At 72.9% G+C, this 24088-nt stretch carries 24 protein-coding genes; 8 read left to right on the top strand and 16 right to left on the bottom strand.

Annotated elements, in window-relative coordinates; genetic code table 11:
• Nucleotides 1-41 precede the first annotated feature (41 nt).
• From ACZ6S5_RS03570 to ACZ6S5_RS03535, 8 genes are all read right to left on the bottom strand, one after another.
• A complete protein-coding gene (locus tag ACZ6S5_RS03570; protein ID WP_465997357.1) occupies nucleotides 42-857 on the bottom strand; it encodes a polysaccharide deacetylase family protein in 816 nt (271 codons plus the stop codon).
• Complete coding sequence (locus tag ACZ6S5_RS03565) at nucleotides 854-3262, bottom strand: glycosyltransferase (protein ID WP_465997355.1); 2409 nt, start codon at nucleotides 3260-3262, stop codon at nucleotides 854-856. The genes ACZ6S5_RS03570 and ACZ6S5_RS03565 overlap by 4 nt, the downstream gene beginning before the upstream one ends.
• The gene (locus tag ACZ6S5_RS03560; RefSeq protein ID WP_465997353.1) at nucleotides 3207-4250 is read right to left on the bottom strand and encodes a phosphotransferase family protein; all 1044 of its coding nucleotides are present in this window, start codon (nucleotides 4248-4250) and stop codon (nucleotides 3207-3209) included. Before ACZ6S5_RS03560 ends, ACZ6S5_RS03565 begins: the two co-directional genes overlap by 56 nt.
• A complete protein-coding gene (locus ACZ6S5_RS03555) occupies nucleotides 4247-5563 on the bottom strand; it encodes a hypothetical protein (RefSeq protein ID WP_465997351.1) in 1317 nt (438 codons plus the stop codon). The genes ACZ6S5_RS03560 and ACZ6S5_RS03555 overlap by 4 nt, the downstream gene beginning before the upstream one ends.
• A 143-nt stretch (nucleotides 5564-5706) precedes the next feature.
• A complete protein-coding gene (locus ACZ6S5_RS03550) occupies nucleotides 5707-6816 on the bottom strand; it encodes a GNAT family N-acetyltransferase (protein WP_465997349.1) in 1110 nt (369 codons plus the stop codon).
• Nucleotides 6813-8126 (bottom strand): hypothetical protein, encoded by a 1314-nt coding sequence (locus ACZ6S5_RS03545; RefSeq protein WP_465997348.1) that lies wholly within the window; start codon nucleotides 8124-8126, stop codon nucleotides 6813-6815. The genes ACZ6S5_RS03550 and ACZ6S5_RS03545 overlap by 4 nt, the downstream gene beginning before the upstream one ends.
• Complete coding sequence (locus ACZ6S5_RS03540; RefSeq protein WP_465997346.1) at nucleotides 8123-9052, bottom strand: glycosyltransferase family 2 protein; 930 nt, start codon at nucleotides 9050-9052, stop codon at nucleotides 8123-8125. Before ACZ6S5_RS03540 ends, ACZ6S5_RS03545 begins: the two co-directional genes overlap by 4 nt.
• A gap of 466 nt (nucleotides 9053-9518) precedes the next feature.
• Nucleotides 9519-10784: an MFS transporter gene (locus ACZ6S5_RS03535; protein WP_465997344.1), complete on the bottom strand. Its 1266-nt coding sequence runs from the start codon at nucleotides 10782-10784 to the stop codon at nucleotides 9519-9521.
• Here ACZ6S5_RS03535 and ACZ6S5_RS03530 point away from each other — a divergent pair.
• On the top strand, nucleotides 10783-11859 hold the full coding sequence (locus tag ACZ6S5_RS03530) for an ArsR/SmtB family transcription factor (protein ID WP_465997342.1): 1077 nt from the start codon (nucleotides 10783-10785) through the stop codon (nucleotides 11857-11859). The two genes, ACZ6S5_RS03535 and ACZ6S5_RS03530, sit on opposite strands and share 2 nt — an antisense overlap.
• Before the next feature lie 27 nt (nucleotides 11860-11886).
• Here the strand turns inward: ACZ6S5_RS03530 and tnpB are convergent, their stop codons facing one another.
• On the bottom strand, nucleotides 11887-13266 hold the full coding sequence (gene tnpB, locus ACZ6S5_RS03525) for an IS607 family element RNA-guided endonuclease TnpB (protein WP_465997340.1): 1380 nt from the start codon (nucleotides 13264-13266) through the stop codon (nucleotides 11887-11889).
• A complete protein-coding gene (locus ACZ6S5_RS03520; protein ID WP_465997338.1) occupies nucleotides 13263-13841 on the bottom strand; it encodes an IS607 family transposase in 579 nt (192 codons plus the stop codon). The genes tnpB and ACZ6S5_RS03520 overlap by 4 nt, the downstream gene beginning before the upstream one ends.
• A gap of 52 nt (nucleotides 13842-13893) precedes the next feature.
• Here ACZ6S5_RS03520 and ACZ6S5_RS03515 point away from each other — a divergent pair, with 52 nt between their 5' ends.
• Nucleotides 13894-14325: an NUDIX domain-containing protein gene (locus ACZ6S5_RS03515; RefSeq protein WP_465997336.1), complete on the top strand. Its 432-nt coding sequence runs from the start codon at nucleotides 13894-13896 to the stop codon at nucleotides 14323-14325.
• Here the strand turns inward: ACZ6S5_RS03515 and ACZ6S5_RS03510 are convergent.
• From ACZ6S5_RS03510 to ACZ6S5_RS03495, 4 genes are all read right to left on the bottom strand, one after another.
• Nucleotides 14317-14454: a hypothetical protein gene (locus ACZ6S5_RS03510; RefSeq protein ID WP_465997334.1), complete on the bottom strand. Its 138-nt coding sequence runs from the start codon at nucleotides 14452-14454 to the stop codon at nucleotides 14317-14319. The two genes, ACZ6S5_RS03515 and ACZ6S5_RS03510, sit on opposite strands and share 9 nt — an antisense overlap.
• Nucleotides 14455-14580: 126 nt before the next feature.
• On the bottom strand, nucleotides 14581-15342 hold the full coding sequence (locus tag ACZ6S5_RS03505; protein ID WP_465997332.1) for a hypothetical protein: 762 nt from the start codon (nucleotides 15340-15342) through the stop codon (nucleotides 14581-14583).
• Between the two features lie 91 nt (nucleotides 15343-15433).
• Complete coding sequence (locus tag ACZ6S5_RS03500) at nucleotides 15434-16009, bottom strand: hypothetical protein (protein ID WP_465997330.1); 576 nt, start codon at nucleotides 16007-16009, stop codon at nucleotides 15434-15436.
• A 4-nt stretch (nucleotides 16010-16013) separates the two neighbouring features.
• Nucleotides 16014-16634, bottom strand: coding sequence for an HD domain-containing protein (locus ACZ6S5_RS03495; protein ID WP_465997328.1), 621 nt, complete (start codon nucleotides 16632-16634; stop codon nucleotides 16014-16016).
• 110 nt (nucleotides 16635-16744) lie between these two features.
• Here ACZ6S5_RS03495 and ACZ6S5_RS03490 point away from each other — a divergent pair, with 110 nt between their 5' ends.
• The 6 genes from ACZ6S5_RS03490 (at nucleotide 16745) to ACZ6S5_RS03465 (ending at nucleotide 23117) form a co-directional block, all read left to right on the top strand.
• Nucleotides 16745-18577, top strand: a complete 1833-nt coding sequence (locus tag ACZ6S5_RS03490) for a glycoside hydrolase family 15 protein (RefSeq protein WP_465997326.1) — start codon at nucleotides 16745-16747, stop codon at nucleotides 18575-18577.
• 143 nt (nucleotides 18578-18720) lie between these two features.
• A complete protein-coding gene (locus ACZ6S5_RS03485; protein ID WP_465997324.1) occupies nucleotides 18721-19497 on the top strand; it encodes a class I SAM-dependent methyltransferase in 777 nt (258 codons plus the stop codon).
• A 55-nt stretch (nucleotides 19498-19552) separates the two neighbouring features.
• Nucleotides 19553-20554 carry a hypothetical protein gene (locus tag ACZ6S5_RS03480; protein WP_465997322.1) on the top strand — a complete coding sequence of 334 codons (1002 nt, stop codon included), beginning with the start codon at nucleotides 19553-19555 and terminating at the stop codon, nucleotides 20552-20554.
• Nucleotides 20551-21204 (top strand): hypothetical protein, encoded by a 654-nt coding sequence (locus tag ACZ6S5_RS03475; RefSeq protein ID WP_465997321.1) that lies wholly within the window; start codon nucleotides 20551-20553, stop codon nucleotides 21202-21204. The genes ACZ6S5_RS03480 and ACZ6S5_RS03475 overlap by 4 nt, the downstream gene beginning before the upstream one ends.
• Before the next feature lie 15 nt (nucleotides 21205-21219).
• Complete coding sequence (locus ACZ6S5_RS03470; protein ID WP_465997319.1) at nucleotides 21220-22125, top strand: inositol monophosphatase family protein; 906 nt, start codon at nucleotides 21220-21222, stop codon at nucleotides 22123-22125.
• Nucleotides 22126-22280: 155 nt separating this feature from the next.
• Nucleotides 22281-23117 carry a polysaccharide deacetylase family protein gene (locus tag ACZ6S5_RS03465; protein ID WP_465997317.1) on the top strand — a complete coding sequence of 279 codons (837 nt, stop codon included), beginning with the start codon at nucleotides 22281-22283 and terminating at the stop codon, nucleotides 23115-23117.
• Between the two features lie 41 nt (nucleotides 23118-23158).
• Here ACZ6S5_RS03465 and ACZ6S5_RS03460 read toward each other — a convergent pair whose 3' ends face one another.
• Both ACZ6S5_RS03460 and ACZ6S5_RS03455 read right to left on the bottom strand, forming a co-directional pair.
• Nucleotides 23159-23560, bottom strand: a complete 402-nt coding sequence (locus tag ACZ6S5_RS03460) for an arsenate reductase ArsC (RefSeq protein WP_465997315.1) — start codon at nucleotides 23558-23560, stop codon at nucleotides 23159-23161.
• A gap of 14 nt (nucleotides 23561-23574) precedes the next feature.
• The gene (locus tag ACZ6S5_RS03455; protein WP_465997313.1) at nucleotides 23575-24069 is read right to left on the bottom strand and encodes a GNAT family N-acetyltransferase; all 495 of its coding nucleotides are present in this window, start codon (nucleotides 24067-24069) and stop codon (nucleotides 23575-23577) included.
• Nucleotides 24070-24088 lie beyond the last annotated feature (19 nt).

The raw sequence follows: 24088 nt of genomic DNA, 5'->3' as shown, positions 1-24088 counted from the left end.
CCGGGTCCGCTCGGCCGGGCCGCTCGCCGGCGTTCGTGCGGTCACGAGGTCGGCTGGCTCAGCTGCGGACGCCCTGCGTGTACGAGGTGACGCGCCCGTCGGTACGCCCGCCAGCCCCGGGTGCGCAACCGCTCGCCGCGCCAGGCCCGCGGCCAGCCGGTGCCGTCGAGCAGGGCCGCGACTCCGGTGACGCCGGTGTCCCGCTCGATGAGCACCCGGGCGATGGCGAAGACGTCGTCGTCCGGGTGGCTCAGCGCGTTCTTGACTCCGCAGGCGGAGGAGTAGCCGGCGGCGCGCACCGCGGTCCGTACGGCGTTGCTGTGGTAGCCGTACGGATAGGCGAACGACCGGACCGACGCCCCCATCCCGTCCTCCAGCACCTGTCGGCTCGCCGCGACCTCCTGCTGCAGTTCGATGGGGCGGAGGCAGTCGAGCGCGCGGTGGCTCCGGCTGTGCGACCCGATCTCCACCCCGTGCGAGCGCAGCTCACGGAGCTGATCCCAGTCGAGTGAAGGATCCTCGCCGGGCGACGGTGCCGCGCCCACCCGTGCGACGATGACGTAGGCGGTCGCGGTGAGCCCGTGCCGGCGCAGCACCGGCAGCGCGGTGTCGGCAAGGTCGGGGAAGCCGTCGTCGAAGGTGATCAGCACTGGTCGCGGCGGCAGTGGGGCCAGCCCGCGCAGCGCGGCCGCGTAGCCGCTCACCGTCATCGGGGTGCACCCCCGCTCCCGGATCAGCGCCATCTGCTCGTCGAAGTCACCCGGCGACACCGACCAGCGCAGCGTGTCGTCGCGGCGTACGTCGCCGATGCTGTGGTAGCAGAGGACGGGCACGATGGCCTTCGGTGAACGGTTCACCGGCGGCTCCTTCGGGATCGGGCCGCCGCGGCGGCGTAGTGGAGCGGTCCGAGTGCCAGTCCGCAGAGTTCGAGGACGGTCAGCGAGGCGGGATAGCCCTGCTGTTTCCGGCTGTTCTTCGCCGACCCCGGCCGCAGGGCGTAGGCGATGCCGCGGGGCAGCCGCCCCAGCAGTTCGCGTCGGGCGGTGGGATCGCTCGCCAGGCATTTCGTGAGTACGGCGCCGAGGCCGGCCCCGTACTGGTACATGGTCCGCCGCAGCGCCCGCAGCTCACGTCGGTGCGTGTGCCAGGCGATGGCCCCCGGCTCGTAGGCCAGCGTGTGTCCGGCGAGCACCGTACGCAGCAGCACGTCGATGTCCTCCCCGCTGCGCAACCGCGGATCGAAGCCGCCCAGCCGGCGCAGCGCGTCGGTGCGGAACGCCATGTTGGCGCCGGAACCGTACGAGCCGGGCAGGTACGGGTGGAGCGACGGCGGTGTCAGGTCGACGCGACCCGTGCCGCCTGCCCCGAGCGTGGCGACCCCGGCCCGGTCGAACCGCCGCCGCTGGCAGCCCTTGCCGTAACCGCCGTACTCCTCCAGCCAGATCTGTGCCGGCGTGTCCAGTTCCCGGGCGAGGACCTGACCGGTCACCCCGACCACGTCATCGTCGCCGAACCCGTCGACGAGGCTGCGCAGCCACGCCGGGTCGAGGATGACGTCGTCGTCGGCGAAGGCCACGATCGCGCCCCGCGCCTCGGCCAGCCCCCGGTTGCGGGCGTGCGCGACGCCGCGCCGCGGCTCGCTGGTGTAGCGGAGCCGGGGATCGCCGGCGGCGCGCCGGGCGACGATCCGCGCCGTGTCGGTGACCTGCGGCGCGTTGTCCACGACGACGATCTCGAAGTGGGGATGGTCGAGCGCGGCGAGCGTGTCGAGGGTGGACTCGAACAGCGGCGTGCGGCCGCATGTGGGCACCACCACGCTGACGAACGGGGCGTGCTCGGCCGCAGGTCGGCGGGACGGGCAACGTCCAGCGCCGGCGGCTGCGGGGGCCACGGCGAGGCGGGCCGGCCCGGTGCCGCCGGTCTCCCCGGCCGGGCCCGGGTCGAGCTGGTCGAGCGTGGGCAGGCCGTCGTGTCGCAGGTGCGCGTCGATCGCGGTGCGGAGGCGGTCCAGGATCGCGGCGCCGAGCGCCGGCGCGGTCAGCCCGCCGGCCGGCAGCGCGATGTCGACCAGCCCCAGCGGCTGCCCGTGCAGCCGGACCAGGACCTGCGCGGCGCCGTACCGGGTATCGTCCGGCTCGCCCGTGTCGGGCACGGCGGGCACCCCCTCGGAGAGTTCGACGGCGACCACCCGTACCGGCGCCGGATCCCCCCGGCGGCGGGGGACCGGCTTGCCGACCGCCTGCGAGGTGCGTAGGGCCTGGGCCGAGACGTAGCCGGCGGCGGTCACCAGCAGCCCGGCGACGATCGCGCCGGAGCGCAGCAGCCCGGCGCGGTCGCCGGCACGGAGCTGGCGCAGGCCGCGGCGCACCCCGGCGGGCAGGGTGCGGAGGGTGTACGCGCGCTCCGTGGCGAGCCCGGCGTCGCTGCCGACCAGCCGGGCGACGACCGCCTTGGACCGCCCCTCGGCGAAGCAGCGCTGCCGGAAGTACCGCCACGTCGCCCGGTCCACGGTCACCCGGTGCCGGACCCGGGCCGCGGGCTCGTAGAGCACCACGCCGTCCGGTTCGAGCCGTCGGACCCGGATGCAGAGTTCCGTCTCCTCGCAGCCGACCGGCGTCCGGCCGACCCGGCCGAGCGCCGGGTCGAAGCCGGTGGTGCGGTCCAGGACCGACCGGCGGAAGGACATGTTGCAGCCGATGACGTTCCGCACGGGGGCGACCTCCGTGGGCTGGCCGGTGAAACTGCACCCGACCACCCAGTCGAACTCGGCGGGCAGCCACCGCGGCCGGTCCTCCTCCCAGGCCGGTACGGCGTGCCCACCGACTGCGAGCACCCGCTCGTCCCGGTAGTGCGGCAGCAGCCGGGCCAGCCAGTCGGGCTGCGCCTCGGCGTCGTCGTCGAGGAAGGCGACGATCTCGCCGGTGGCCCGGGCCAGCCCGGTGTTGCGGGCCGCGGACAGGCCGCGCGGGCCGGTGCTGGGGACGACGGTCAGCTCGGGGAACGTGGCCCGCACCCGCTCCAGCAGCGCCGGGTTGTGGTCGACGACCACGACGACCTGTGCCGCCGGTAGGTCCTGGGTCAGCACGGAGCGGATCGCCAGGACGATCTGCGCCCACCGCCGCTCGGTGTAGACGCAGACGACCACGGTGACGGTCGGGGTCGAGCCGGTCCCGGCCGGCGCCGCCGGATCGAGAACGGCGACCGGCTCAGACGTTGACGAGGACGCGTTCGACGTTGCCGCGGATCCAGCGTGGATCGTCATGGTCACCTTCCGAGTCGATGAAGAGCAGGATGTGGCGTAGCCAGTAGAGGAGCAGGGCCGGTCGGGGCGGAATGCCGTCGAGCCAGCCGGCCGCCTCGGTGGCGGGGACGTCGAGCGTCCGGTCGATGCCGTGCCGCAGCGCCTGGACGACGATCTCGCCGAGCTCGTCGCCCCGGGCCAGCCGACGGGCGAGGACGTGCAGGTGCAGCAGGTCGTGTAGGGGCAGTTGGCCGGGCGCGGCGCGGTCCCAGTCGACGATCCCGGTCACCCGGCCGCCCGGAGCGGTGGCCAACAGGTTGCCGGGCCAGAAGTCGCCGTGGATCCACGAGGTGTGCACGGCGCGACCGACGAGGGCGATGACGAGTTCCTCCCGTAGTCGGCAGACGGTGTCGAAGAAGCGGTCACCTCGCGGGTGGGTGGCGGCGAACTCCTCCAACCGCCGCAGCGGCAGGTCCACCCATTCCGCCACCGCCGGCCGGTCGAGCAGGGTCCGTTCCCGGGTGCGCTGGTGGAGGTCGCGGATGACCCGGCCGGCGGAGGCGAGCAGCGCGGCCCGCCGGGTACGCCGCAGCATCATCCCGCTCGCCGGCACGCCCGGCAGCGCCTCCTCGACACAGTAGAAGCGCCCCTCGACCTCGCCCTGCGCCGCGCAGTACGGCAGGAGCGGGCGCAGGCCGGGCAGGCGCGGGTTCGTCCGCAGTTGGTCGAGCACCGCGGCCTGGCGCCGCAGCCCCGCGGCGGCCCGGTCGGTCCAGGGCACCTTGACCATGTACCGCCCGGCGGCCCCGCCGCCCCGTACGGTGGCCACGGCGACGGACGTGCCGGTGAAGGCGACGGTCTCGGTCCGCCACCGCGACTCGTCGGTGGCGGTCGCCCGGGCGACGAGACGAGGAGCGACGGTGGCGGTCCAGCTCCGCTCGGGCCGGTGCAGCCAACAGGCCAGCCGGTCCCGCAGGACCGGCTGTGCCCACTCCAGGGCGCCCCTCACCCGGCGGTCCGCTCGACGTAGTGCCGCCAGATCCGGCTGAGCGCGTCGGCGAGTACCAGGTCCGGCGCCCGGTCGGCGTCCACCCGCTCCAGGTGCGGAATGCGCCGGCGCAGCCGCCGGTACTGCTCGCGTTCCGCCTCGAGGTGCTCGGGGTCGTACTCCCCGGAGCGGCGGTGCATGACCGGACCGGGGACGTCCAGCAGCAGCACCACGTCGGGTGCCGGGCAGAGTCGGCTCAGCAGTTGGAAGTACGGCCGCTTGAGCCAGACCAGCGGCCCACGCGGCGTCAGCAGGGCGTCGTAGACGTAGCGGTCGAAGACCACCATTCGGCCCAGCGCCCGGTGGCGCACCGCCGCCAGGTAGCGACGCCACACGGTGAATGGGCGCAGCAGAATGCGGATGCTCTGCTCAGCGGTGCTGCGTGGCGCCTCGTTCGACGGCCAGAGCCCCATGTAGACGCGGCGTACCGGAAAGTAGAACGCCGACTCGAGGCCCCGGGCCAGGGTGGACTTCCCGGATCCGTCCGGGCCGATCAGGGCGACGCAGGCACCCCGCCGACTCCACGCCTGCAACGGCCGCTCGATCGAGCGCAGGGCGGCCGAACCGACGAGACGACGGGCCGCGCTGGCCGGACGGGCCCAGCGCAGCTCGGTGAGCAGTTGCCGCCGGACGGCCGGCAGCGCAGCCGGGCGATCGGCCCGCCAGTACGCCAGCAGCTTCCGGGCCGCCCGCTCGGGCAGCGCCCGGGCGAGTGGACCGTCGAGCGTGGAGTGGTCCGCGAGCTGGCGCAGACGACGCAGGTGGTGGTCGGCGACGGCGCCCTTGTCGAGCACGCAGTGCAGCAGCAGCGCCCAGAACTCGTCCTGGGGCGCGAGAACCCACACGTCGCCCTGGCGGGTCCGCCGGCCGAGGCACTGGGCGGCGGCCGGAGTGCGCACCTCGAAGTGTCGGCCGTAGGCGAGTTCGGTCACCAGGTCCAGTTCGACCCATGAACTGGTGGCCTCGTCGAGCCCGAGGAAGAACCGGTGACTGCCCCGGCCGTGACCGGCCAGGCGGACCAGGCCGTGGGCCGCGATGACACCCACGGCCCGCGCGAGGTCGGCCGGCGCCACCAGGAGGTCCACGTCCCCAGGGGCGATGAGCGCCTCCGGGCCGCCGCGCAGCAGGCACCAGCGCACGCCGGCCTTGTCGAGGTCGGCCAGCACCGTTCGGGTGAGCCCGGGCGGGACCGTCGTCGGTGCCGCCGGCCGTGGCGGGTCCGAGCGACCCGACACCGCGGTCATCGTCGGCGCGGTCGTGTCGTCGCCGCTCATCGTGCCTCCGGGGGCTGCGCGGACGGGTCGGTCAGCCGGGTCACGAGCAGGGCGATCGCGATCACGGCCGTGGGAAGGACCAGCCGGCGGAGGCCGGCCGGCCGGAGCGTGCGCGGCCGGCGAGGCGGTGTACGGCGCATGTGCTACCCCCGCACCGGCCGGAGCGCCAGGATCCGCCGTACGCCGCCACGGGCGCGTTGGACCAGCGGGGTGATCGGCACCCGCTCGATCCGGTAGGCGGCGTAGTCCTGGCTGACGGCGCCGAAGCGGCTCTTGAACAGCTCCAACGAGGAGACCCGTGCCGAGTCGCCCATGTTGTACGCCGTGCACCCCGCCTCGATCGCGTCCGCGATCGCCGTCTTGTGCAGCAGGTAGTTGGCGTAGACCGGGCCGGCGAGCTTTTCCAGCATCGCGCCGCGCCAGTACATCGCCGTGGTCGCCCCGAGCAGCACGACGATCGCGGCGACGGGTCGTCCGTCGTGGTGTGCGGTGTATATCCGGCATCGGGAGCCGAGCATGGCCGCGACGGTCTGCAGCTTCCGGTCCGGCTCCCGTCGGGCCGCCAACCGCCGGGCGAGCGGGAGCGGGAGCCGGTCCCGCCGCGCCCAACGGTCGACGGACTCGCGGTAGAGCTGGTGGAAGACGGGGACCAGACGGCCCGTGTCGTCACACTCGACGTGGACGCCGGCCCGCTCCGCGCGGCGGATCCGGTTGCGGGTGTCGCTGCGGAACCGCTTGCGCCAGACCTCGTCGAAGCGGCCGTCGAGGAAGACCGTCTGGGTCATCCGCTCCTCGCGCAGCACGCTCGCCGGCACCACCGCGTCCCACGTCGGCGCCGTCGCCGGGTCGGGACGGACCAGGGTGCTGAGCACGTGCCGCTGCGCCAGGTCGGTGACCACCATCCGGACGTCCTCCGGGCGCAGTTCCCCGCCGTCGCAGACCAGCCCGCCCGGTCCCCAGCCGACCGGGAGTCCGAAGTCCGTCGCGAGGATCGGGCCGAGCCCCGGGCGTCGTACGAGCGGAAGGACGAGGCGCCTTCCGTCGGCGGTCTCGTAGAGGCGCGAGACGTCCTCGTAGCCTTCCACGATGCACACGCAGCGGAGCCAGGTCGGCGTCTGGCTCGGCAGGGCGTTCGGCGCGGAGGCGAGCACCTGCTCCCACACGTCGGCCGGAGCCGGACTCGTCACCCGCAGCGGTCGCGGGTCCTCGGGTGCCGGTCCGACCCGGGGCTCGACGCTGGTCCCGGCGCTCACGACGAGCCCAGCTGGATGTCGGCGTGCCAGTAGCGCGCGGTGGCGTCGTTGCTGGCCATGACGACCATGCCGGTGACGCCGGTGACGTCCTGCTTGGTGGAGGTCACATTGTTCATGTTGGGCGAGTCGGCGTCCCTGATGACCGGGGTGCCGCGCCCGATCGGGAAGGCGATGCTGCTCATCGGCGAGCTCTTCATGAAGATCGTTCCGGGGTAGCCCGTGTAGGGACACCCGCTGTCCGGGGCGGTCATGAAGACGTACAGCGTCTGATGCTCGGAGTCGAGCAGCAGGACCGGCCGGGTGTGGCAGTCGCTGATCCGCGCCACCGGGTAGCTGGACCAGGCACCGGTCGACGGATCCCGGGCGAGGAGCATGATCAACGGTGCCGAGGACGAGGCGCCGGCGTCGTCGAGGCTGGTCTTGATGACCGCGAAGACCCGTCCGGAGGCGTCGGCCTGGAGTGCCTTGAGGTTGATGTGGTCGTCGGCGGTGTTCGGACCCTGGACCGCCGTACGCGTGACGTCCCAGGTGGAGCGCGACGCGCCGTCGACGTGCTCGGCGAAGTACACCGCGGAACTCACCTGGTTGCTCCACATCACGCCGACCCGGGTGCCGCCGATGCTCACCACCGACGAGATGTCGTCGCTGGACAGGCCGGTGGCAGCGGTGACCGGGAGGACGAACGGGGTGCCCCAGAGCGCGTCCCCGCCGGTCGTGTTGTTCACGTAGACCTTCGAGCCCTGCGTCCAGGTCGCCCAGAGCACGCCCGTCGAGTCCTTGTCGATGGTGAGGGTCTCGCTGGAGTAGCTGGTGATCTGGACCGGGAAGCCGGTGTCGCGGGTGTAGGTCCTCGTCGTGGCGTTGTAGCTGAAGCGGTAGAGCCGGGCCGGGTTTCCGGAGGCCGCGCCCGAGGAGGAACTGGCCCGGACGTGTGAGGAGACGTAGAGCCGGCTGCCGTCCCACAGCACGTCGGACCGGGTCTTCGGTCGGTTGTCGACGATGGTCCCGGTGTCGACCCACTGCTGCGTGGCGCGGTCCAGTCGGTAGATGTGGTGGGTCTGGCTGCTGGTGTGGAAGAGCACCGCCCACCAGGCGCCGTCGTTCCACCACAGCTTGCTCTCCGGTTTCTCTCCGGTCGCCGCCGAGCCGTCGCCCGAGGTGGACGGACCGACGTAGCCGATGTCGCCGGTGTCCGCCCGGGCCGGTGCGGTGAACCCGGGCACGGGTGTGACGGCGAACAGGACGCCCAGCAGCAGGGCGAGGGCGTGGGAACCGCGCACCACCCGGGATCGCCGAAGCGAACGCGTCATCGGGACACCTCGCTCAGCGTCGGGTTGGTCGGCTCGGCGGTCGAGGGCTGCCACCGGTGCAGCACGCGGTGGTCGATCGGGTCCACCACCGGCCGAGGGCGCCGTAGGACCCGCTCCCGGATCAGGGTTCGGAGCACCCGCTGACCGTCCCGGAAGGTGTGCAGGTTGGAGGTGCCGCAGCGGCGGGGGAGTTCGTTGCTCGGTACCTCGGCGATGCGCAGATTCGCCTTCAGCGCGTGCACCACCAGCTCGGTCTCGATCTCGAAGCCGTGCGCGGTCAGCGCGAGTGCCGGCAGGCAGTCGCGGCGGAACGAACAGAAGCCGTAGCACAGGTCGGTGAAGCGGACGAGGAAGAAGGTGTTCGTCAGCCGGACCAGCACATGGTTCCCGGTTCGGCGCAGCGGAGTCAGGTCGGTCGATCCGCCGCCGGCCAGGAACCGCGAGCCCTTGACGAAGTCGTACCCGTTCATGAGCGGGGTGACGAAGCGGTGGATCTCGTGGGGATCCATGCTGCCGTCGGCGTCGATCATCACGATCAGGTCGCCGGTGGCCGCGGCGAACGCCACCCGCGCCGCGTCTCCCTTGCCCCGGCAGTGTTGGGTCAGCACCACGATGTCCGGCCGGATGGCGCGGGCCACCTCGACCGTACGGTCACGGGAGTGCCCGTCGACGAGGACCACCTCGTCGACGATCGGCGGCATCCGCTCGAGCACCCACGCGATGTTCTTCTCCTCGTTGAGCGTCGGAATGACCACACTCACGGTCTGTCGCTCGGGACGAGCGCTGACCACTCCGGTTCCGCTCTCGGGCCGTTCCCGCATCCGAAGAATGCTCAGTGTCCGGTCGCCATGCCCCGGCGGTGCGGCGGCTGGCAGCTCGGGTCGCAGGCTGGAGACGTGCGTGTCGATGTCCCGATCCAGCGTCACCGGATCCCCTCCCCGTGGGATGCGATGAGGCCGTTCCGCAGTGCGAAGTCGGCTCTCCTCGGACCTCCGGCGGTGACATTGGATGTACCTCTCATCAGCTCCTCTTCCCCCCGTACTCGCGCAGCGTTGGGCGCTTTGGTGCCCTATGTCCGGATCATTCTGATTCGACCTCTTTGGGCCGAGATGAACGCAGAGGCAAAGCTAACATTGCCCAAAGGTAAACACGCCGGATTTATGTGATGGATCAGGGCGATTGAGGACAACATGTCGGCGGCCTGGCCCGTCCAGGGCGGCCTGGTCGAGCGTTCGGCCGATGTCCCTCGGTCGCGAGTTGATCGCGGTCGGGGACAAGAGGATCCGGGCGGAGGGCACCGGGCGGGGACGCGCCCGGAGGTGTCCCTCGGTGCTGGGCCGGCACTCGGGGTGCGGCGGTCGGTGGCGGCGTCCGCCGAGCGGCAGGCGGCCGCTACCGGTCGACCACCGGCAGCGCGGCCGGGTCGGCCAAGCCCCGCAGCGGCGAGCGGAACACCGGGAGCCAGGTGAGTGCCACGCCGACGGCGCCGACCCAGATCGAGGTACGCGGGCCCGCGTACTGGCCGAGCAGGCCGGCCAGCCCGGCGCCCACCGCGATCGCGCCGGTGAGCAGGAACCGGAAGGTGGCGTTCATCCGGCCGAGCAGCGCGTCCGAGGTGACCCGCTGCCGCAGGCTGACCCCGATCACGTTGCCGATCCCGGTCCGCCAGGCCAACACCAGCCAGCCGAACCCGGCCAGCCACAGCCACGGCCCGGTGTCGACCAGCGCGACGAGCATGCCGGCCGGCGCCACCAGCACCCCGGGCAACCACAGCGCGCGGCCGTGCCCGATCCGGGCGGCCAACGGACGGGCGGTCACGGCGCCCAGCAACGCCCCGATCCCACCGGCGCCGAAGAAGAGCCCGAGCAGGCCGGCGCCGAGTCCCAGCTCGCGCAGGAAGACCACCGGCAGCATGGCGGTCATCAGGTTGACGGTGAGATTGATGCCGGCCAGCGAGACGGCCAGCGGACGCAGCAGCGGGTTGCCCAGCACGTGCCGTACCCCCTCGGCGAGCTGCCGGCCGAAGCCGCCGACCGGGCGGTCCCGGCCGGGCGCGGCCGCGGTGGTGGGGCGTACGCGGGTGAGGGCGAGCGCGGAGAGCAGGTGGGTGACCGCGTTGAGGGCCAGCGTGACCGGCGCACCGAGCCACTGCACGATCAGTCCGCCGAAACCGCGGCCACCGATCTGCACGGTGGCGTTGGTGGTCATCAACAGGGAGTTTGCCGCCACCAACCGCTCCCGGCCCACCAACTCGGGCAGGAAGCTCTGCGCGGCCACGTCTCCGAAGACCGTGGCGATGCCGGCGAGCAGCACCACCGCGTACAACTGGCCGATGGTCAGCACGTCCGCCCACCAGGCCAGCGGGATCGAGGCGTACAGGGCTGCGCGGGCCAGGTCGGCGGTGACCATCACGGTGCGGCGGGGCGACCGGTCGACCCACACCCCGGCGGGCAGTCCGATCACCAGGAACGCGGCGGTGCCGAGCACGGCGAGCAGGCCGACCTGCCCGGGGTCGGCGGCGAGCACGGACACGGCCAGTACCGGCACCGCCAGGTAGCCCACCTGGTAGCCCAGGCTGTCGGCCAGGTTGGCGGCGTAGACGTGGCGGAACGGGCGGGGCCAGCGGGTCGACGCCGACGGCAAAGCGGTGGTGGTCATGGCAGCGACCCTTACGGCCGGCGGCGGCGGGGTCGATAATTTTGAGCTACGTCGAATCCGTCGGGAGGTGCCGGTGCTGAGCGTCGCGCTGGGGGTGCGGGACCTGGCCAACATCCGGTTCGCGGTGTCACCGCTGTGGGAGGCGGTCGCCAGCGTCCGGGTGGTGAAGAACCCGGACTGGTTTCCCGCCCACCAACCCTGGCACCAGCAGGTCCGGCCGCGGCTCGCCGCCGTGGACTGGCGGATCCTCGCCGACCTCGTGCCGTTACCGACCGGCGTGATCCCGGGGTTCGTCTGCCCGCCCCCGCTGGCCGCGCAACCCACCATCGAGTGGGAACTGGCCGCACTGGCCGCCACCCCGCCAGAGGTGGTCCGGTCCGGGTTGGACGAGTTGCCCGGTCCCCGCCCGCCCCGACTCACCGCCCTGTACGACAACCCGCCGGCCGGTCTGGCCCGGCTCGCGGAGGTGATCGCCGACTACGTCGACGCGGCGATCGCCCCGTACTGGCCCCGGATGCGGACCCTGCTGGAACGCGAGGTGCTGGTCGGTGCCGGGCGGATGGCGGCCGAGGGCGTGCGTGGCCTGCTGAACCGGATCGATCCGCACGTCTCGTGGACGGACGGGACGCTGCACGTCGACCACCTGACCCGGGCCGGCACGGTCGACCTGGAGGGCCGGGGTCTGCTGTTGGTCCCGTCGGTCTTCGCCGGCTCGCGGGTCTGGTCCAACCTGTCCGAGCGGAGCGCTCAGCCCGTCCTGCGCTACGCGGCGCGGGCCGTCGGGACGCTCTGGGAGCGCAGCACCGACCCGGCCAGTGCGGCGCTCGCCCGGGTGCTGGGACGGACCCGGGCCACCCTGCTGCACGAGCTCGCCGTACCGGCCGCCACCACCGAGTTGGCTCGGCGGTGCGGCCTGTCCGCCGGCACGGTCTCGCACCATCTGACCGCGCTGCGCGACGCCGGCCTGGTCGGCACCCACCGGGCGGGGCGGTTCCTGCTCTACGCCCGGACCGGTTCGGCGGAGGCGTTGCTTGCCGGGGCCGGCCCGGCGGCGGATCCGGATCGCGCAGAATGAGCTGATGTCTGCGCGTACCGTTACCTCTCAGTGCGTTCTAGTGAGCACACGGTCGGTAGTCCCGCCTTGCGATGGGACGGTCCCGGTCTGACCGGCGGGTGCCGTGCCGGGTTCACGCTTCGCAGCCACCTGCCCAGCGAACTGGGTCTTCCGGTCGGCTCCACGTGCTGCCACCGGGCCACTCCCGGCGGTGTCGAACTCAGCCGCGAGAGCGGCCAGATTAGCGGCGGCGTTGCGGTCTCGGTCCATGACGAGGCCGCACGCCTGGCAGTGGTACTCACGCTCGGACAGGGCCAGCTTGGCTTTCGCCGCGCCGCAGCCCGAGCAGGTTTTCGAGGACGGATACCAGCGGTCGGCCACGGCGAGCCGGCCGCCGTTCCACCGAGTCTTATACGCCAACTGACGGCGGATCTCCGCGAATCCGGCATCGGCAATGTGCCGGGCCAACCTGCGGTTGGCGAGCATGCCGGTGACGTTGAGGTCTTCCACCACGACCGTGCCGTGCTCGCGGGCGAGTCCAGTGGTGAGCTTGTGCAGCCCATCGCGGCGCAGGTTCGCCACCCGGGCATGAGCGCGGCCGAGCCGATGCCCGGCGCGCTGCCAACGGTTCGAGGGGCGGCGGCCGGTCCTGCGGTCCGGGCCGGTCTTGCGCGACAGTGCCCGTCCGAGGTGCCGCAAACGCTGTTGGGCGGCGGCCAGGTGGCGCGGGTTGTCCACCAGCTCACCCGTCGACAGCACCGCGAGATGCTTGATGCCGACGTCGACACCAACCACGGAGCCCGGCCGGGCAGGTACCCGCTCGGCGCGCTCGACCTCGACGCAGAACGAGACGTGCCAGCGTCCACCGTCACGGCGCACCGTCGCGGACATGATCCGCGCCGTGCCGTTGTCAATGCGGCGGGCGAGCTTGCGGGCCGACTCGTGCAGCTTCAACCGGCCCAGCCGGGGCAGCACCACATGCTTGCGGTCCGGCTCGACCCGGATCGCCCCGGTGGTGAAATGCACGGACGCGGTCGTGCGGCGGCGGGACTTGAACCTCGGGAACCCGACCGGCCGACCGGCCCGCTTACCGCTGCGGGACTCGGCCCAGTTCTTCAACGCGCGGGCGAGGGCGTCCAAGCCAGTGTTGAACGCCTCCTTCGAGCACTCGCGCCACCACGGCGCGACCTCCTGCTTGGCGGCGTTCCACGCCCTGCGCAGCGCGGGCAGGCTCCACGACATGCTCTCGGTGAGCTGGTCGTCCGGGATGCCGTACGTGCGTTCAGCGGCCCGCTGGTCCATGACCGCTCTCACTCGGGCCAGCGCCCAGTTGTGCGCCACCCGGGCCGCCCCGGCGTGCGCGAGCACGCCACGCTCCTGCACGGCAGTGAGGTCAAGCGCGAACCGGTACGCCTGGATCGTTTTCACGCAGGGTCCCCGGTGACGGCTTCGACGGCGCGGCGGGCGCGGTTCGCCGCAGCGCGGCGGCCGTACAGGCGGGCGCACAGCGATGTCAGGATCTCGGTCACGTCACGCACCAAGTCGTCGTCCACCTCGACCGGGTCGACCACAAGCAGCTGTCGGCCCTGCGCGGCAAGGGCGGCCTCAACGCACTCGGCACCGAAGCGAGCAAACCGGTCCCGGTGCTCGACCACGATCGTCGACACGGCCGGGTCGCGCAGCAGGGCGAGGAACTCCTTGCGATGGCCATCGAGTGCGCAGCCGACCTCGGTCACCACCCGGTCAACGGCGAGGCGCCGCCCGGTCGCCCACACGGCGACCCGGGCAACCTGCCGGTCCAGGTCCGGCTCCTGATCGGCCGATGAGACCCGCGCGTACACCACGACCTGCCCCGAGTCCGGAACCGCGCCGGTCAGTGGCTCACCCACCATGATCAGCCGCCCGAGCCGGTACGTGGGAACAGGCAGCGTCCCGGACTCGTAACGACGCCGTGCGGTCGCGTACGAGATGCCGGTTGCCGCCGCCCACTCCTTCAAGTTCACACCGTCACTCTAGCAAACCTATGAGCACTAATGACGGCCACCAGGCCAGCAGTTGCCAGCCCCCTCGGTGTCCTGCGTCTTCGTCTGCCACGACGGCGCGGGCCGGCTGCTGCTCGCCCGGCGTGGGGCCGGCGCCCGCGACGAACCCGGCACCTGGGACACCGGGGCGGGGGCGCTGGAGTTCGGCGAGACGTTCGAGGCCGCCGTCGCTCGGGAGGTCCGCGAGGAGTACGGCGCCTCGCCGCTGGCGACCACCCTGCTCGGGGTCCGCAACGTGGTGCGGGACGACCCGCCGTCGCACTGGGTCGCGGTGGTGTTCGCGGTTCACGTCGACCCCGCCGAGGTCACGCTCGGCGAACCGGAGAAGTTCGACCGGCTCGGCTGGTTCACCCGCGAGGCGTTGCCCACGCCCGCGCATTCGCAGCTCGCGCCGACCCTGGCGCTGCTGCCGGACCACCTCGGCCGCACCGGGCGTCTACCGTGACCGGATGCCCGTACCCGCCGTCGACTCCTCCAGGCCGCCGGTGCCGCCGTCGGCCTCGCCGGCCTCGGCACGGGCGGCATCGCCCTCGTCGACGCCGAGAAGCTGCCCGGCAGGTCCGTGCTGGACCACGCCCTCGGCCGGTGCGGCGCTGCCGCACGGGGCCGCCCCGTTCGCCCTCGCCGCCGGACCTCCGCCGCCCCGGGTCGGGTTCGCGCGATCGGCGCGGCGCTGGCCGGCTGACCGGCAGCCGTCGGCTCACTCCCGACAGGACGGAAAGTGCGGGTCGTCCCACCGCTGCGGTCCGGTGAGCCCGAGCAGCCGGACCCGGTGCACCAGCAGCTCGGACGCCCCGTGCGCCCGTAGCCGGTCCGGGGCGTGCCGCGCCAGCCAGTCGGCGAGCTCGGCGGCGCGCTCCCGCTCGTCGTTCCGCCAGCCGCTCCACGGCAGGTCGTCGCCGAGCAGGTCGACCACCCACTCGTCGGCGGCGTCGGCGAGCTGCCGGTCCGCCGCCGGGCCGGTCGTCCCCGCCCAGACGTCGAGCCAGCCGGGCAGGCTCCCGCCGGCCTCGGCGAGGAACGGCAGCACCTGGTGCGCGGGAACCACCGGCTCCGGCTCGGCGAGGGTGCGGTCCCACCATGCCGTCAGGAAGTCGCCGACCGCCGTGGCCTGCGCGGCCGGCCAGGCCTGCCAGTCGGCGCGGCCGAATCTCTCCCCGGCGGTGTCCGTCCCCAGCGGCGTGACCTCGCCCCGGACCAGGGCGGTGGCGAACTGCGGCAGGATCCGCCGCAGCACGTCCGCCGGGTAGGTCCAGGTGCCGCCGAACCAGGTGCGGGTCAGCAGGTCCGGCTCCAGCGCCACGTCCGGCGTCTTGAGCAGCGCCAGCTCCTCCGCGCTGCCCCAGTGGCACGCGCAGTCGTACTCGTCGGGGTGGGCGGTCATCCCGCGGAAGGTGGTGGCCAGGCCGGACAGCGCGGCGTCGAGGCGGCGACGGGCTGCCGTGGTCGTGGGATCGGTCATGGGTACGCCCTCGGGTACTCCGGCGGCGCGCGGCGGCCGAAGAGCGCGACGCTACCGACTCGCCGACCGGCCCGCCATCCGGTTTCCGGGTTCAGGGGCGCGGGCAGGCCGGGGCGGCGTAGATGGTGAGGTAGATCAGGGCGGGACTGACCACCGACCACTGTGGGGAGGGCGGCCGGTCCGCCGAGCTGGGTCGCACGTCCATCAGTTGCGCGGCCTGCGCCCGGATCAGCAGCCGGCTCGTGATCCCGTGCACCCTGCGGCAGTAGGTGAGGGTCGTCTCGCCCGCCACGCCGGGCACGGCGTCGGGGTCCACCGCGTACCGCCAGCCGGCGTCGCCGGCGACCGGGTCGTAGAGCCGGCGCAGGGTGGCGCCGTCGATGTCGCGGTCCGGACGCCAGGAGAGCGTCACCGAGGTGTTCGAGACGTCCTCCTTGTTCAACTGGTGGCACCCGGTGCTGCGGACGACGTCCCCGACAGGCCGGGCGCCCGTCGGCCGGACCGCCAGGACGGGATCCTTCGCGTACGCGTCGAGCAGCGCGTTCTCCTGCTGCGGCACGGCGCAGCCCGGCACCCGGGGACCGTCCGCCCCGTCCGCCCGCGCACACCCGGTCAGGGCCGCCAGGGTCAGCAGCACCGCCGCCGGCCACCACCGCCGTGGTTTCATCGACTCAGGTTAGGGGGCGGAAGTCCGCGCGGCTGTCCTGTACCGGATGGAGGGCCTGGAAGGCGAGCCGGCGGTCCGCGTCGGCCGCGAGCCGGTCGAGGATCTCGTCCAGTTCCAGGAACACCGACCACCGCTCGCGGCCGGTGACGGCGGCCAGCCGGTCCACGACCAGGTCCTCCAGGTCGCCGACCCGCTTGCCCTTCCACACCTTGTCGGCCACGCTGACCAGCAGGTCGTCGACGCCGATCCCGGGCTGCCGCCAGGCGGCGTGGGTGGCCGCGAACCGGGCCAGCGTCGGCGACACCCCGTGTCCCACCAGCAGGTCGCGGCCGGCGGGCTCGTGCGCGGAGCCGGGCCCGGACAGTTCCTCCGGGTGCACGACCTTGCCGATGTCGTGGCTGGCCGCGCCGAAGAGCACCGCCGTTCGGTCGACCGCGAGCTGCGGGAACCGCTCCGCCAGTGCGTCGGTGAGCTGCGTGGCCACGTCGTGCACGGCGCGCAGGTGGGCGGCCAACCGGGGCGGCGCGTGCAGCGCCACCAGCAGCGCGGCGACCTGGTCGGGCAGGGGACGCAGCGGTGGGTCGCCCGGCGAGGTGAGGGCGCGGTGCAGCGCGTCGGAGCTCACCGCGCCAAGGGTACGACTGCCGGTCCGCCGGGTGGGCGCCGATGAGCCGGGTCGGCATGTCGCCCGCGACAGCGGGTATGCGGCCCGCACGACGAACGGGGAGGTTCGTGGTGGAGTCGTACCCGGCGGTGGAGAACCACGGGCTGATCGGAGACCTGCAGACCGCCGCGTTGATCAGCCGGGACGGCACGCTTGACTGGTTCTGCGCGCCCCGGTTCGACTCGCCGAGCATCTTCGGCGGGCTGCTGGACCGGCGAAAGGGCGGATTTTTCCAGATTTCGCCCTGCGGCGTCGACTACGTCAGCAAGCAGCTCTACCTGCCCGGCACGCCGATTCTGATCACCCGTTTCCTGAGCCCGGACGGGGTGGGGGAGCTCCTCGACTTCATGCCGGTGGCGGGGGATGTGGCCACCGACCGGCACTGCATCGTTCGGATGATCCGGGTGGTGCGCGGCACCATGCGGTTCGTGCTGAAGTGCCAGCCGCGCTTCGACTACGGCCGGGAACCGCACACGATCGACTGCACCGTCGACGGCGCGGCGTTCCGTAGCCGGAGCCTCAGCGTCACCGTCAACCGGGTGCGTCAGGGCGGGATGCTGCTGAACGCCGAGGCCTTTCAGCAGGACGAGCAGGGCGGGGTCAGCGTGATGGGGACCCTGCGGGAGGGGGACACGGGTGGCGTGGTGCTGCGCACCGCCTCTCCTGACCCGCCGCGGGTGGTCACCCCGGCCGAGGTCGTGGAGATGTACGAGCGGACCCGCGACTTCTGGCGGCGCTGGCTCGACTGTTCCCGCTATACCGGGCGGTGGCGGGAGATGGTGGAGCGCTCCGCGATGACGCTGAAGCTGATGACGTACGCGCCGACCGGCGGCCTGGTCGCCGCCCCGACCGCCGGCCTGCCGGAGCAGGTCGGCGGCGAGCGCAACTGGGACTACCGCTACACCTGGGTCCGGGACGCCTCGCTCTCGGTGCACGCCCTGCTCAGCCTGGGCTTCACCGCCGAGGCGCAGGGCTACCTCGACTGGCTCACCCAGCGGATCCGGGAGGCCGACGAGTGCGGCGAGCCGGTGCAGATCATGTACCGGGTGGACGGTTCCCGGGATCTTGCCGAGGAGAGGCTGCCGCATCTGGAGGGCTACCGCGGGTCGAGGCCGGTGCGCGTCGGCAACGACGCGGCCCGCCAGCTGCAACTGGACATCTTCGGTGAGGCGATGAACTGCCTGCACCTGGCGAACCAGCAGGGCCTGCGCGGGTCCCACGAGGGGTGGCGCAGCGCGGTCGAGATGATCGACTGGCTCTGCGAGCACTGGGACCAGCCGGAGGACGGCATCTGGGAGACCCGGGCCGGCCGGCAGGACTTCACCTACGGCCGGCTGATGTCCTGGGTGGCCTTCGACCGGGCGATCCGGCTGGCCCAGGACAACGGCCGCCCCGGCGACGTGGTCCGCTGGGCGGCGGCCCGGAACCTGGTCTACGACCAGATCATCGAGCGCGGCTTCCATCCGGGCCGGGAGGCCTTCGTCCAGCACTACGGCACCGACATCCTGGACGCGTCGCTGCTCTTCATGCCGGCCGCCGGCTTCATCTCACCGACGGACCCGATGTGGCAGTCGACGCTGCGGGCGATGGACGCGGAGCTGGTCTCCGACAGCCTGGTCTACCGGTACAACCCGCAGGCGTCCCCGGACGGCCTGGCCGGTAACGAGGGCACCTTCTCCATGTGCACCTTCTGGTACGTCCGGGCGCTCGCCGAGTCGGGTCGGCTCGACGACGCCCGGCTCACCTTCGAGAAGATGCTCACGTACAGCAACCATCTCGGCCTCTACTCGGAGGAGGTCGCGCCGAGCGGTGCGCAGGTCGGAAACTTCCCGCAGGCGTTCAGCCACCTGTCGCTGATCAGCGCGGCCAGCGTGCTCGACCGGCTCCTCGACGCCCGCCGCTGAGCGGCGGCCGGACCGCACGACCTGCGCGCGCGAGAACCGCCGCCCCGACGCCGGCACGGATTTCCGGCCACCTCACCGGGTACGGTGCGAGGCTGAAGGCGGGCGCCGCCGCCCCCGGGGCGACGACCGCAGTGGAGGGTGCGATGGCCGAGCCGCCGACCGGGGTCCCGTCGCGCAGCGCGCAGGCCCACGGCCGCCGCGCCAACCGGCGTAGCTACCACGACGGCGCGCAGGTCAACGGGTACGTCGACGACCCGTACCATCGGATCCGCCGCGCGGTCGCGGCCCGGCTGGTGGTCGACGGCGTCGCCGGGGCCGGGCCGGTGCTGGAGCTGGGCTGCGGCCCGCGCAGCATGCTCGACCCGGCGGAGCTGCCCGGGCCGCTGGTGGTGGCCGACATGGCGGAGACCGCGCTGAGCGACGCCCGGCGGGCCGTGGCCGGCCGGGCCCTGCCGGTCTGCCTCGACGCCACCCGCGGCCTGCCGTTCCGCGCCGGCAGCTTCGCCGGGCTGCTCACCGGCGAGCTGATCGAGCACGTCTACGATCCGGTGGCATTGCTGCGCGAGTGCCACCGGGTGCTCGCCCCGGGCGGGCTGCTGGTGCTCACCACCCCCAACCTGGCGACCCTTCAGGACCGGCTGGCCTTCCTCGCCGGGCGGGCGCCGCGGCAGGTGGACCCGCTGCACCCGTACCTCTGGCTGCACATCCGCCCCTTCACCGCGTCGCTGCTGCGCCGGGTGCTCTGCCGGGCCGGGTTCGCGCCGTTGGCGATCCGCTCCAACCAGGTGGGTTGGCGGCTCCCCGGTGGACGCTGGGTGTCCTCCCGGCTGCTGGCCCGGTGCGCGCCCGGGCTCGGCGGGTCGCTGATCTGCGCGGCACGGCGGCTCGGCGCTCCGCCACCGTCACGGAACAGCGCGTGATCGTGATATTGACAAAGGGCTATCATGGAGGTTCCGTCGTCGACCGGGGGACGTCATGGCGCGCCTGTTCAACTGGGTCGTCAACAATCTCGACGCGTTCATCGGGCTGATCCTGGCCGTGACCGTGGCGGTCCTCGGGCTGACCAACACGGTGAGCCAGGACGTGGTCAACAGCGCCATCCTGCTGGTCCTCGGGCTGCTCGCCCAAGCGGTGCTGCGGGACCGGCTGCGCCGGGAGACCAGGGAGCAGCAGGTGCGGCAGGTCGTCCGGGACACCCGCGACCGGCTCACCGAGCTGGTGCCCCAGATGCGCGAGATCACCGGCCCGGAGGGTGCGCTGAACCGGGCCCGCGAGGCGATCGACAGCGTCTCGATGGTCCGCGTGCTGCACGGCAGCGAGGTCGGGCAGGCCCTCGCGGAGGCCCGCCGGCACACCGACCGGTGGAACTTCAAGGGCGGCACCGGCACCTACACCCGCGCGGTCACCCTGCCCGAGTGCCTGGAGCACGCCCGCGAACGCAACGCCACCCTGCACGTCGCCATCGAGATCATCGACCCCACCGACGAGGTGGTCTGCGAGCGGTACGCGCGGTTCCGGCGCAGCCTCGCCCCGGACGCGCCGGGGGAGCGGTGGACCGTCGACCGCACCCGCAAGGAGTCGTACGCCACCGTGCTGGCCGCCTGCTGGCACCTGCAACGCTCCGGCCTGCTCACCATCGACGTGCGGCTCTCCGCCCAGATGACCACCTTCCGGTACGACCTCTCGTCGAGCTGCGTCATCATCACGCAGGAGAACCCGCAGACCCCGGCGCTGCGGATCGACCGCAGGGAGCTCTACTACAACCGCTTCAACATCGAGCTGCAGTACAGCCGCGAGCAGAGTCGGCGGGTGCCCATCGAGGCCGCCACGCAGGTCAAGCTCGACGACGAGCCCTCCGTGGAACAGGTCCGTCGACTCTTCACCGCGGTCGGGCTGCCGCTACCCCGGTCCTTCGGTGACCGCGAGGTCGCCGACATCGTCGGCCGGGCCGTCCAGCCGAGGAACCCGTACGCATGATGAGCTACGCCGACCTCGAACGGGAGATCGACCGGGGCACCCGGCCGGAGCTGCTGCGCGACTGGGTGCTGGTGGTCCTCGGGGACATCGCCGAGGGACGCCGGGCGCTGCGGGCGGTCCGCCACCCGCTCGGCTTCACCTGCCTGCCGGTGGAGCGCGACGGGCCGGACGGGATCTGCGTGCACGCCTGGCCGGCCGGCCCGCCGGCCGCGCGGCCGACCACCTCGACGATGCACTCGCACAGCTGGGACCTGCTCAGCCATGTGCTGCACGGGCGGGTCCGCAACGAGCTGGTCGAGGTCAGCGACGCGCCCGCCGACCCCGACTGGCGGGTGTACGAGGTGCACAGCCGCGGCGAGATCGACGAGATGGCCGCCACCGATCGGCTGGTCACCGCGGTCACCGCCGCGGTGGAGTCGCACTCCGCCGGCGACTCGTACGCGCTGCGCGCCGGCGGCTTCCACACCTCCGAGGTGGACCCCGGGCGGCCGGCGGTGACCGTGGCGCTCGGCCGGACCACGCCCGGCGTGTCGGACCTGAGCCTCGGTGCGGTGGACGGGCGCAGTCACCGGATCCGCCGGGACCGGTGCGACGTGGCGGAGACCGCGCGGCTGGCGCGCGAGATCGCCCACCTGGTGGCACGGGGCTGAGTGGCGGGAGGAGCCATGGACGTGGAGCCGAGCAGATGCGTCGGACCTGACCTGCGGGAGGCGCACCAATTCGCGGTGGACGCGGCCCGCGCCGCCGGGCGGCTGCTGCGTCGCGGCGCCCGGGGCCAGCTGCACGCCCGGGCCAAGAACGCCACCGGTGACCTGGTCACCGACCTGGACCTGGCCGCCGAACGGCTGATCGTCGACCGGATCCGGGCCCGGTGGCCCGAGCACGGGGTGATCGCCGAGGAGGGCGGCGAGTACGCCCCCGACCAGTCCTGGGCGTGGCTGGTCGACCCGCTCGACGGCACCAACAACGTGGCCATCGGTCTGCCCGCGTACGTGGTCGGGATCGCGCTCTGCGAGCGGGGCTCGCCGGTGGTCGGGGTGGTGCACGACCCGGTGGCCGGCCGCACCTGGTCCGCCGTACGCGGTCGGGGCGCGTTCGTGCACGCTGCCGCCCCGACCGGCCGCCCGCTGCTCGCGCCCCGCCGGCCGGTTCCGGCCGCGCCGGTGCTCGCCTGGACCCAGGGCCACGCGGTACGCCGCGACGACAGCACCGCCCGCGCGCTGAAGGTGGTGCTCGACTCCACCGCCCGCCGGGTGCTGCAACTGTGGGCGCCGCTGCTGTCCTGGGTGATGCTGGCGCGCGGTGACATCGACGGCATCGTCGGCTACCGCCCCGAGGCGGTCGACCTGCCGGCCGGCATCCTGCTCGCCGCCGAGGCCGGCATGGTGGTCCGGGCCCTCGACGGCGGCTGCTTCGACGACCGGTACGGCTGCCCGGCCGACCGGCGCAGCTTCGTCGCCGGCCCGCCGGAGACCATCGACCGGCTGGTCAAGCTGGTGACGGCGGCCCAGTGGATCGAGCCGCAGGTACGCCAGCTCACCCCGATCAGCCTCAGCTCCGTGGGCTGGTGAGTCGGCGATCGCACGGCAGGTGTGGGGCGATTTGTTCGTATAGGCACGGCTTGGGGTGTTTGCCAGCTAGCGTGGCGGCTGTCGGAATGGAAAGAAGGAGCGACAGTGGCCAGCTATGACATGACCGTGGCGGCAGACAGCCGAAGGACAGCCTGATGCGCCGGTTTCCGGCGCTGCGCGTCGCCGCCGTCCTGACCGTCGTCCTGGCGGTGCTGCTCAGCGGGGCCTATCTGATAGGCCGGCCCATGTTGCGGCACGCGTCACCGTCCGATCACACGCCGTCCGCCACCGCATCCGCTTTCCCCGCCGGTGTCCTGATGACCACCGGCTCGGCGCAGGTGGCGCTGACCTTCAACGACGGCCCCGATCCCACGTGGACGCCACTCGTCCTGAAAGCGCTGCGCCAGTTCGACGTCAAGGCGACGTTCTGCCTGCTCGGTAAGAACGCCCAGGCATATCCGGAGCTCGTGCGGGCCATCGTGGCCGACGGTCACACCTTGTGCAACCACACCTGGAGCGAGGACCTCGACCTCGGCAGTCGGCCGCGGCTGAGCATCGAGAGCGATCTGCTCCGTACCAGCCAGGCCATCCACGCCGCTGCACCGCGGGCCCCGATCAAGTACTTCCGCCAGCCGGGCGGGAACTGGACCCCGCAGCTCGTCGCCGTCGCCGAGGACCTGGGCATGACCAGCCTGCACTGGGCAGTGGACCCCCGGGACTGGGAGGAACCGGCGGCAGCCGCGATCATCGCCACCGTCTCAACGGGCACCGGGCCGGGCGCCATCGTGATCTTGCACGACGGCGGCGGCGACCGGCAGAACACCGTCACCGCCCTCACGACCCTGCTGCCCGACCTGCTGAGCCGCTTCCACCTCGGGGCGTTGCCCGTCAACCCACCCGAGACCGGCCAGACCCCGGTGCCGTCCGCATCCCCCCTGCAACAAGTGGGGCAACCGCAGGGCACCGCCGCCGAACCGGGCAAGGGCAGCTGACACCCGCCCAACCGGTTCGACCAGTGGGTTCGGGTGCGCTACTAGGGGCGTAGCTCGGTCAGCAGCGCCGTCACCCGCTCCCTGATCTCGTCGCGGACCTGGCGGACGACCTCGATCGGCTGGCCGGCGGGGTCGGTGAGCGGCCAGTCCTCGTAGCGCTTGCCGGGGAACACCGGGCACGCGTCGCCGCAGCCCATGGTGACGATGACGTCGCTGGCCTCGGCGGTGTCCCAGGTGAGGCGTACCGGGGTCTGGTCGGTGATGTCGATGTCGACCTCGCGCATCGCCGCCACGGCGACCGGGTTGATCCGGTCGGCGGGCGCGCTGCCGGCGGAGCGCACCTCGACGGCGTCGCCGGCGAGGTGGCGCAGCCAGCCGGCGGCCATCTGAGAGCGGCCCGCGTTGTGCACGCAGACGAACAGGACGGTGGGCTTGTCCGGCATCGGTGGTCTCCCGGTCAGCTGATGGTGGGACTGCGGCGCTCGATGAGGGTGACGTCGCGCCAGGCGCCGTGGTGGCGGCCGACGCGTTCGCGGGTGCCGACGACGCGCCAGCCGCAGGCGGCATGGAGGGCGAGGCTGGCGGTGTTCTCGGGGAACACGCCGGACTGGATGGTCCAGATCCCGGCCTGCTCGGTGGAGGCGATCAGGGCGTCGAGCAGCAGGCGGCCGACGCCCCGGCCGCGGGCGTCCGGGTGGACGTAGACGGAGTGCTCGACGACCCCGGCGTAGACGCACCGGTCGGACACCGCCGCGCAGGCGACCCAGCCGAGCATCCGGCCGGTGGGGTCGACGGCCACCCAGCGGTGGCCAGGCAGCCGGCCGGCGGTGAACTTCTCCCAGGTCGGCGGCTCGGTCTCGAAGGTGGCGTTGCCGGTGGCGATGCCGAACCGGTAGATCTCCAGCACGCCGTCGACGTCCTCGTCGCCCATGGGCCGGATGCTGATGGTCATCGGTTCTCCTCGGCCAGCC

The sequence above is a fragment of the Micromonospora sp. NPDC051924 genome, assembly GCF_055586005.1.
The sequence above is the reverse complement of the archived record's forward strand: the minus strand, read 5'-3'. Positions and strand labels throughout refer to the sequence as shown.

Excerpts from the sequence above, each read along its gene's own strand:
- ACZ6S5_RS03460 (WP_465997315.1), bottom strand. The coding sequence starts at position 23,560 with ATGCCGGACAAGCCCACCGTCCTGTTCGTCTGCGTGCACAACGCGGGC.
- ACZ6S5_RS03530 (WP_465997342.1), top strand. The coding sequence starts at position 10,783 with ATGGCAGCGACCCTTACGGCCGGCGGCGGCGGGGTCGATAATTTTGAG.
- ACZ6S5_RS03555 (WP_465997351.1), bottom strand. The coding sequence starts at position 5,563 with ATGAGCGGCGACGACACGACCGCGCCGACGATGACCGCGGTGTCGGGT.
- ACZ6S5_RS03480 (WP_465997322.1), top strand. The coding sequence starts at position 19,553 with ATGGCGCGCCTGTTCAACTGGGTCGTCAACAATCTCGACGCGTTCATC.
- ACZ6S5_RS03505 (WP_465997332.1), bottom strand. The coding sequence starts at position 15,342 with ATGACCGATCCCACGACCACGGCAGCCCGTCGCCGCCTCGACGCCGCG.
- ACZ6S5_RS03565 (WP_465997355.1), bottom strand. The coding sequence starts at position 3,262 with ATGACGATCCACGCTGGATCCGCGGCAACGTCGAACGCGTCCTCGTCA.
- ACZ6S5_RS03545 (WP_465997348.1), bottom strand. The coding sequence starts at position 8,126 with ATGACGCGTTCGCTTCGGCGATCCCGGGTGGTGCGCGGTTCCCACGCC.
- ACZ6S5_RS03500 (WP_465997330.1), bottom strand. The coding sequence starts at position 16,009 with ATGAAACCACGGCGGTGGTGGCCGGCGGCGGTGCTGCTGACCCTGGCG.
- ACZ6S5_RS03475 (WP_465997321.1), top strand. The coding sequence starts at position 20,551 with ATGATGAGCTACGCCGACCTCGAACGGGAGATCGACCGGGGCACCCGG.
- ACZ6S5_RS03470 (WP_465997319.1), top strand. The coding sequence starts at position 21,220 with ATGGACGTGGAGCCGAGCAGATGCGTCGGACCTGACCTGCGGGAGGCG.
- ACZ6S5_RS03485 (WP_465997324.1), top strand. The coding sequence starts at position 18,721 with ATGGCCGAGCCGCCGACCGGGGTCCCGTCGCGCAGCGCGCAGGCCCAC.
- ACZ6S5_RS03455 (WP_465997313.1), bottom strand. The coding sequence starts at position 24,069 with ATGACCATCAGCATCCGGCCCATGGGCGACGAGGACGTCGACGGCGTG.
- ACZ6S5_RS03535 (WP_465997344.1), bottom strand. The coding sequence starts at position 10,784 with ATGACCACCACCGCTTTGCCGTCGGCGTCGACCCGCTGGCCCCGCCCG.
- ACZ6S5_RS03465 (WP_465997317.1), top strand. The coding sequence starts at position 22,281 with ATGCGCCGGTTTCCGGCGCTGCGCGTCGCCGCCGTCCTGACCGTCGTC.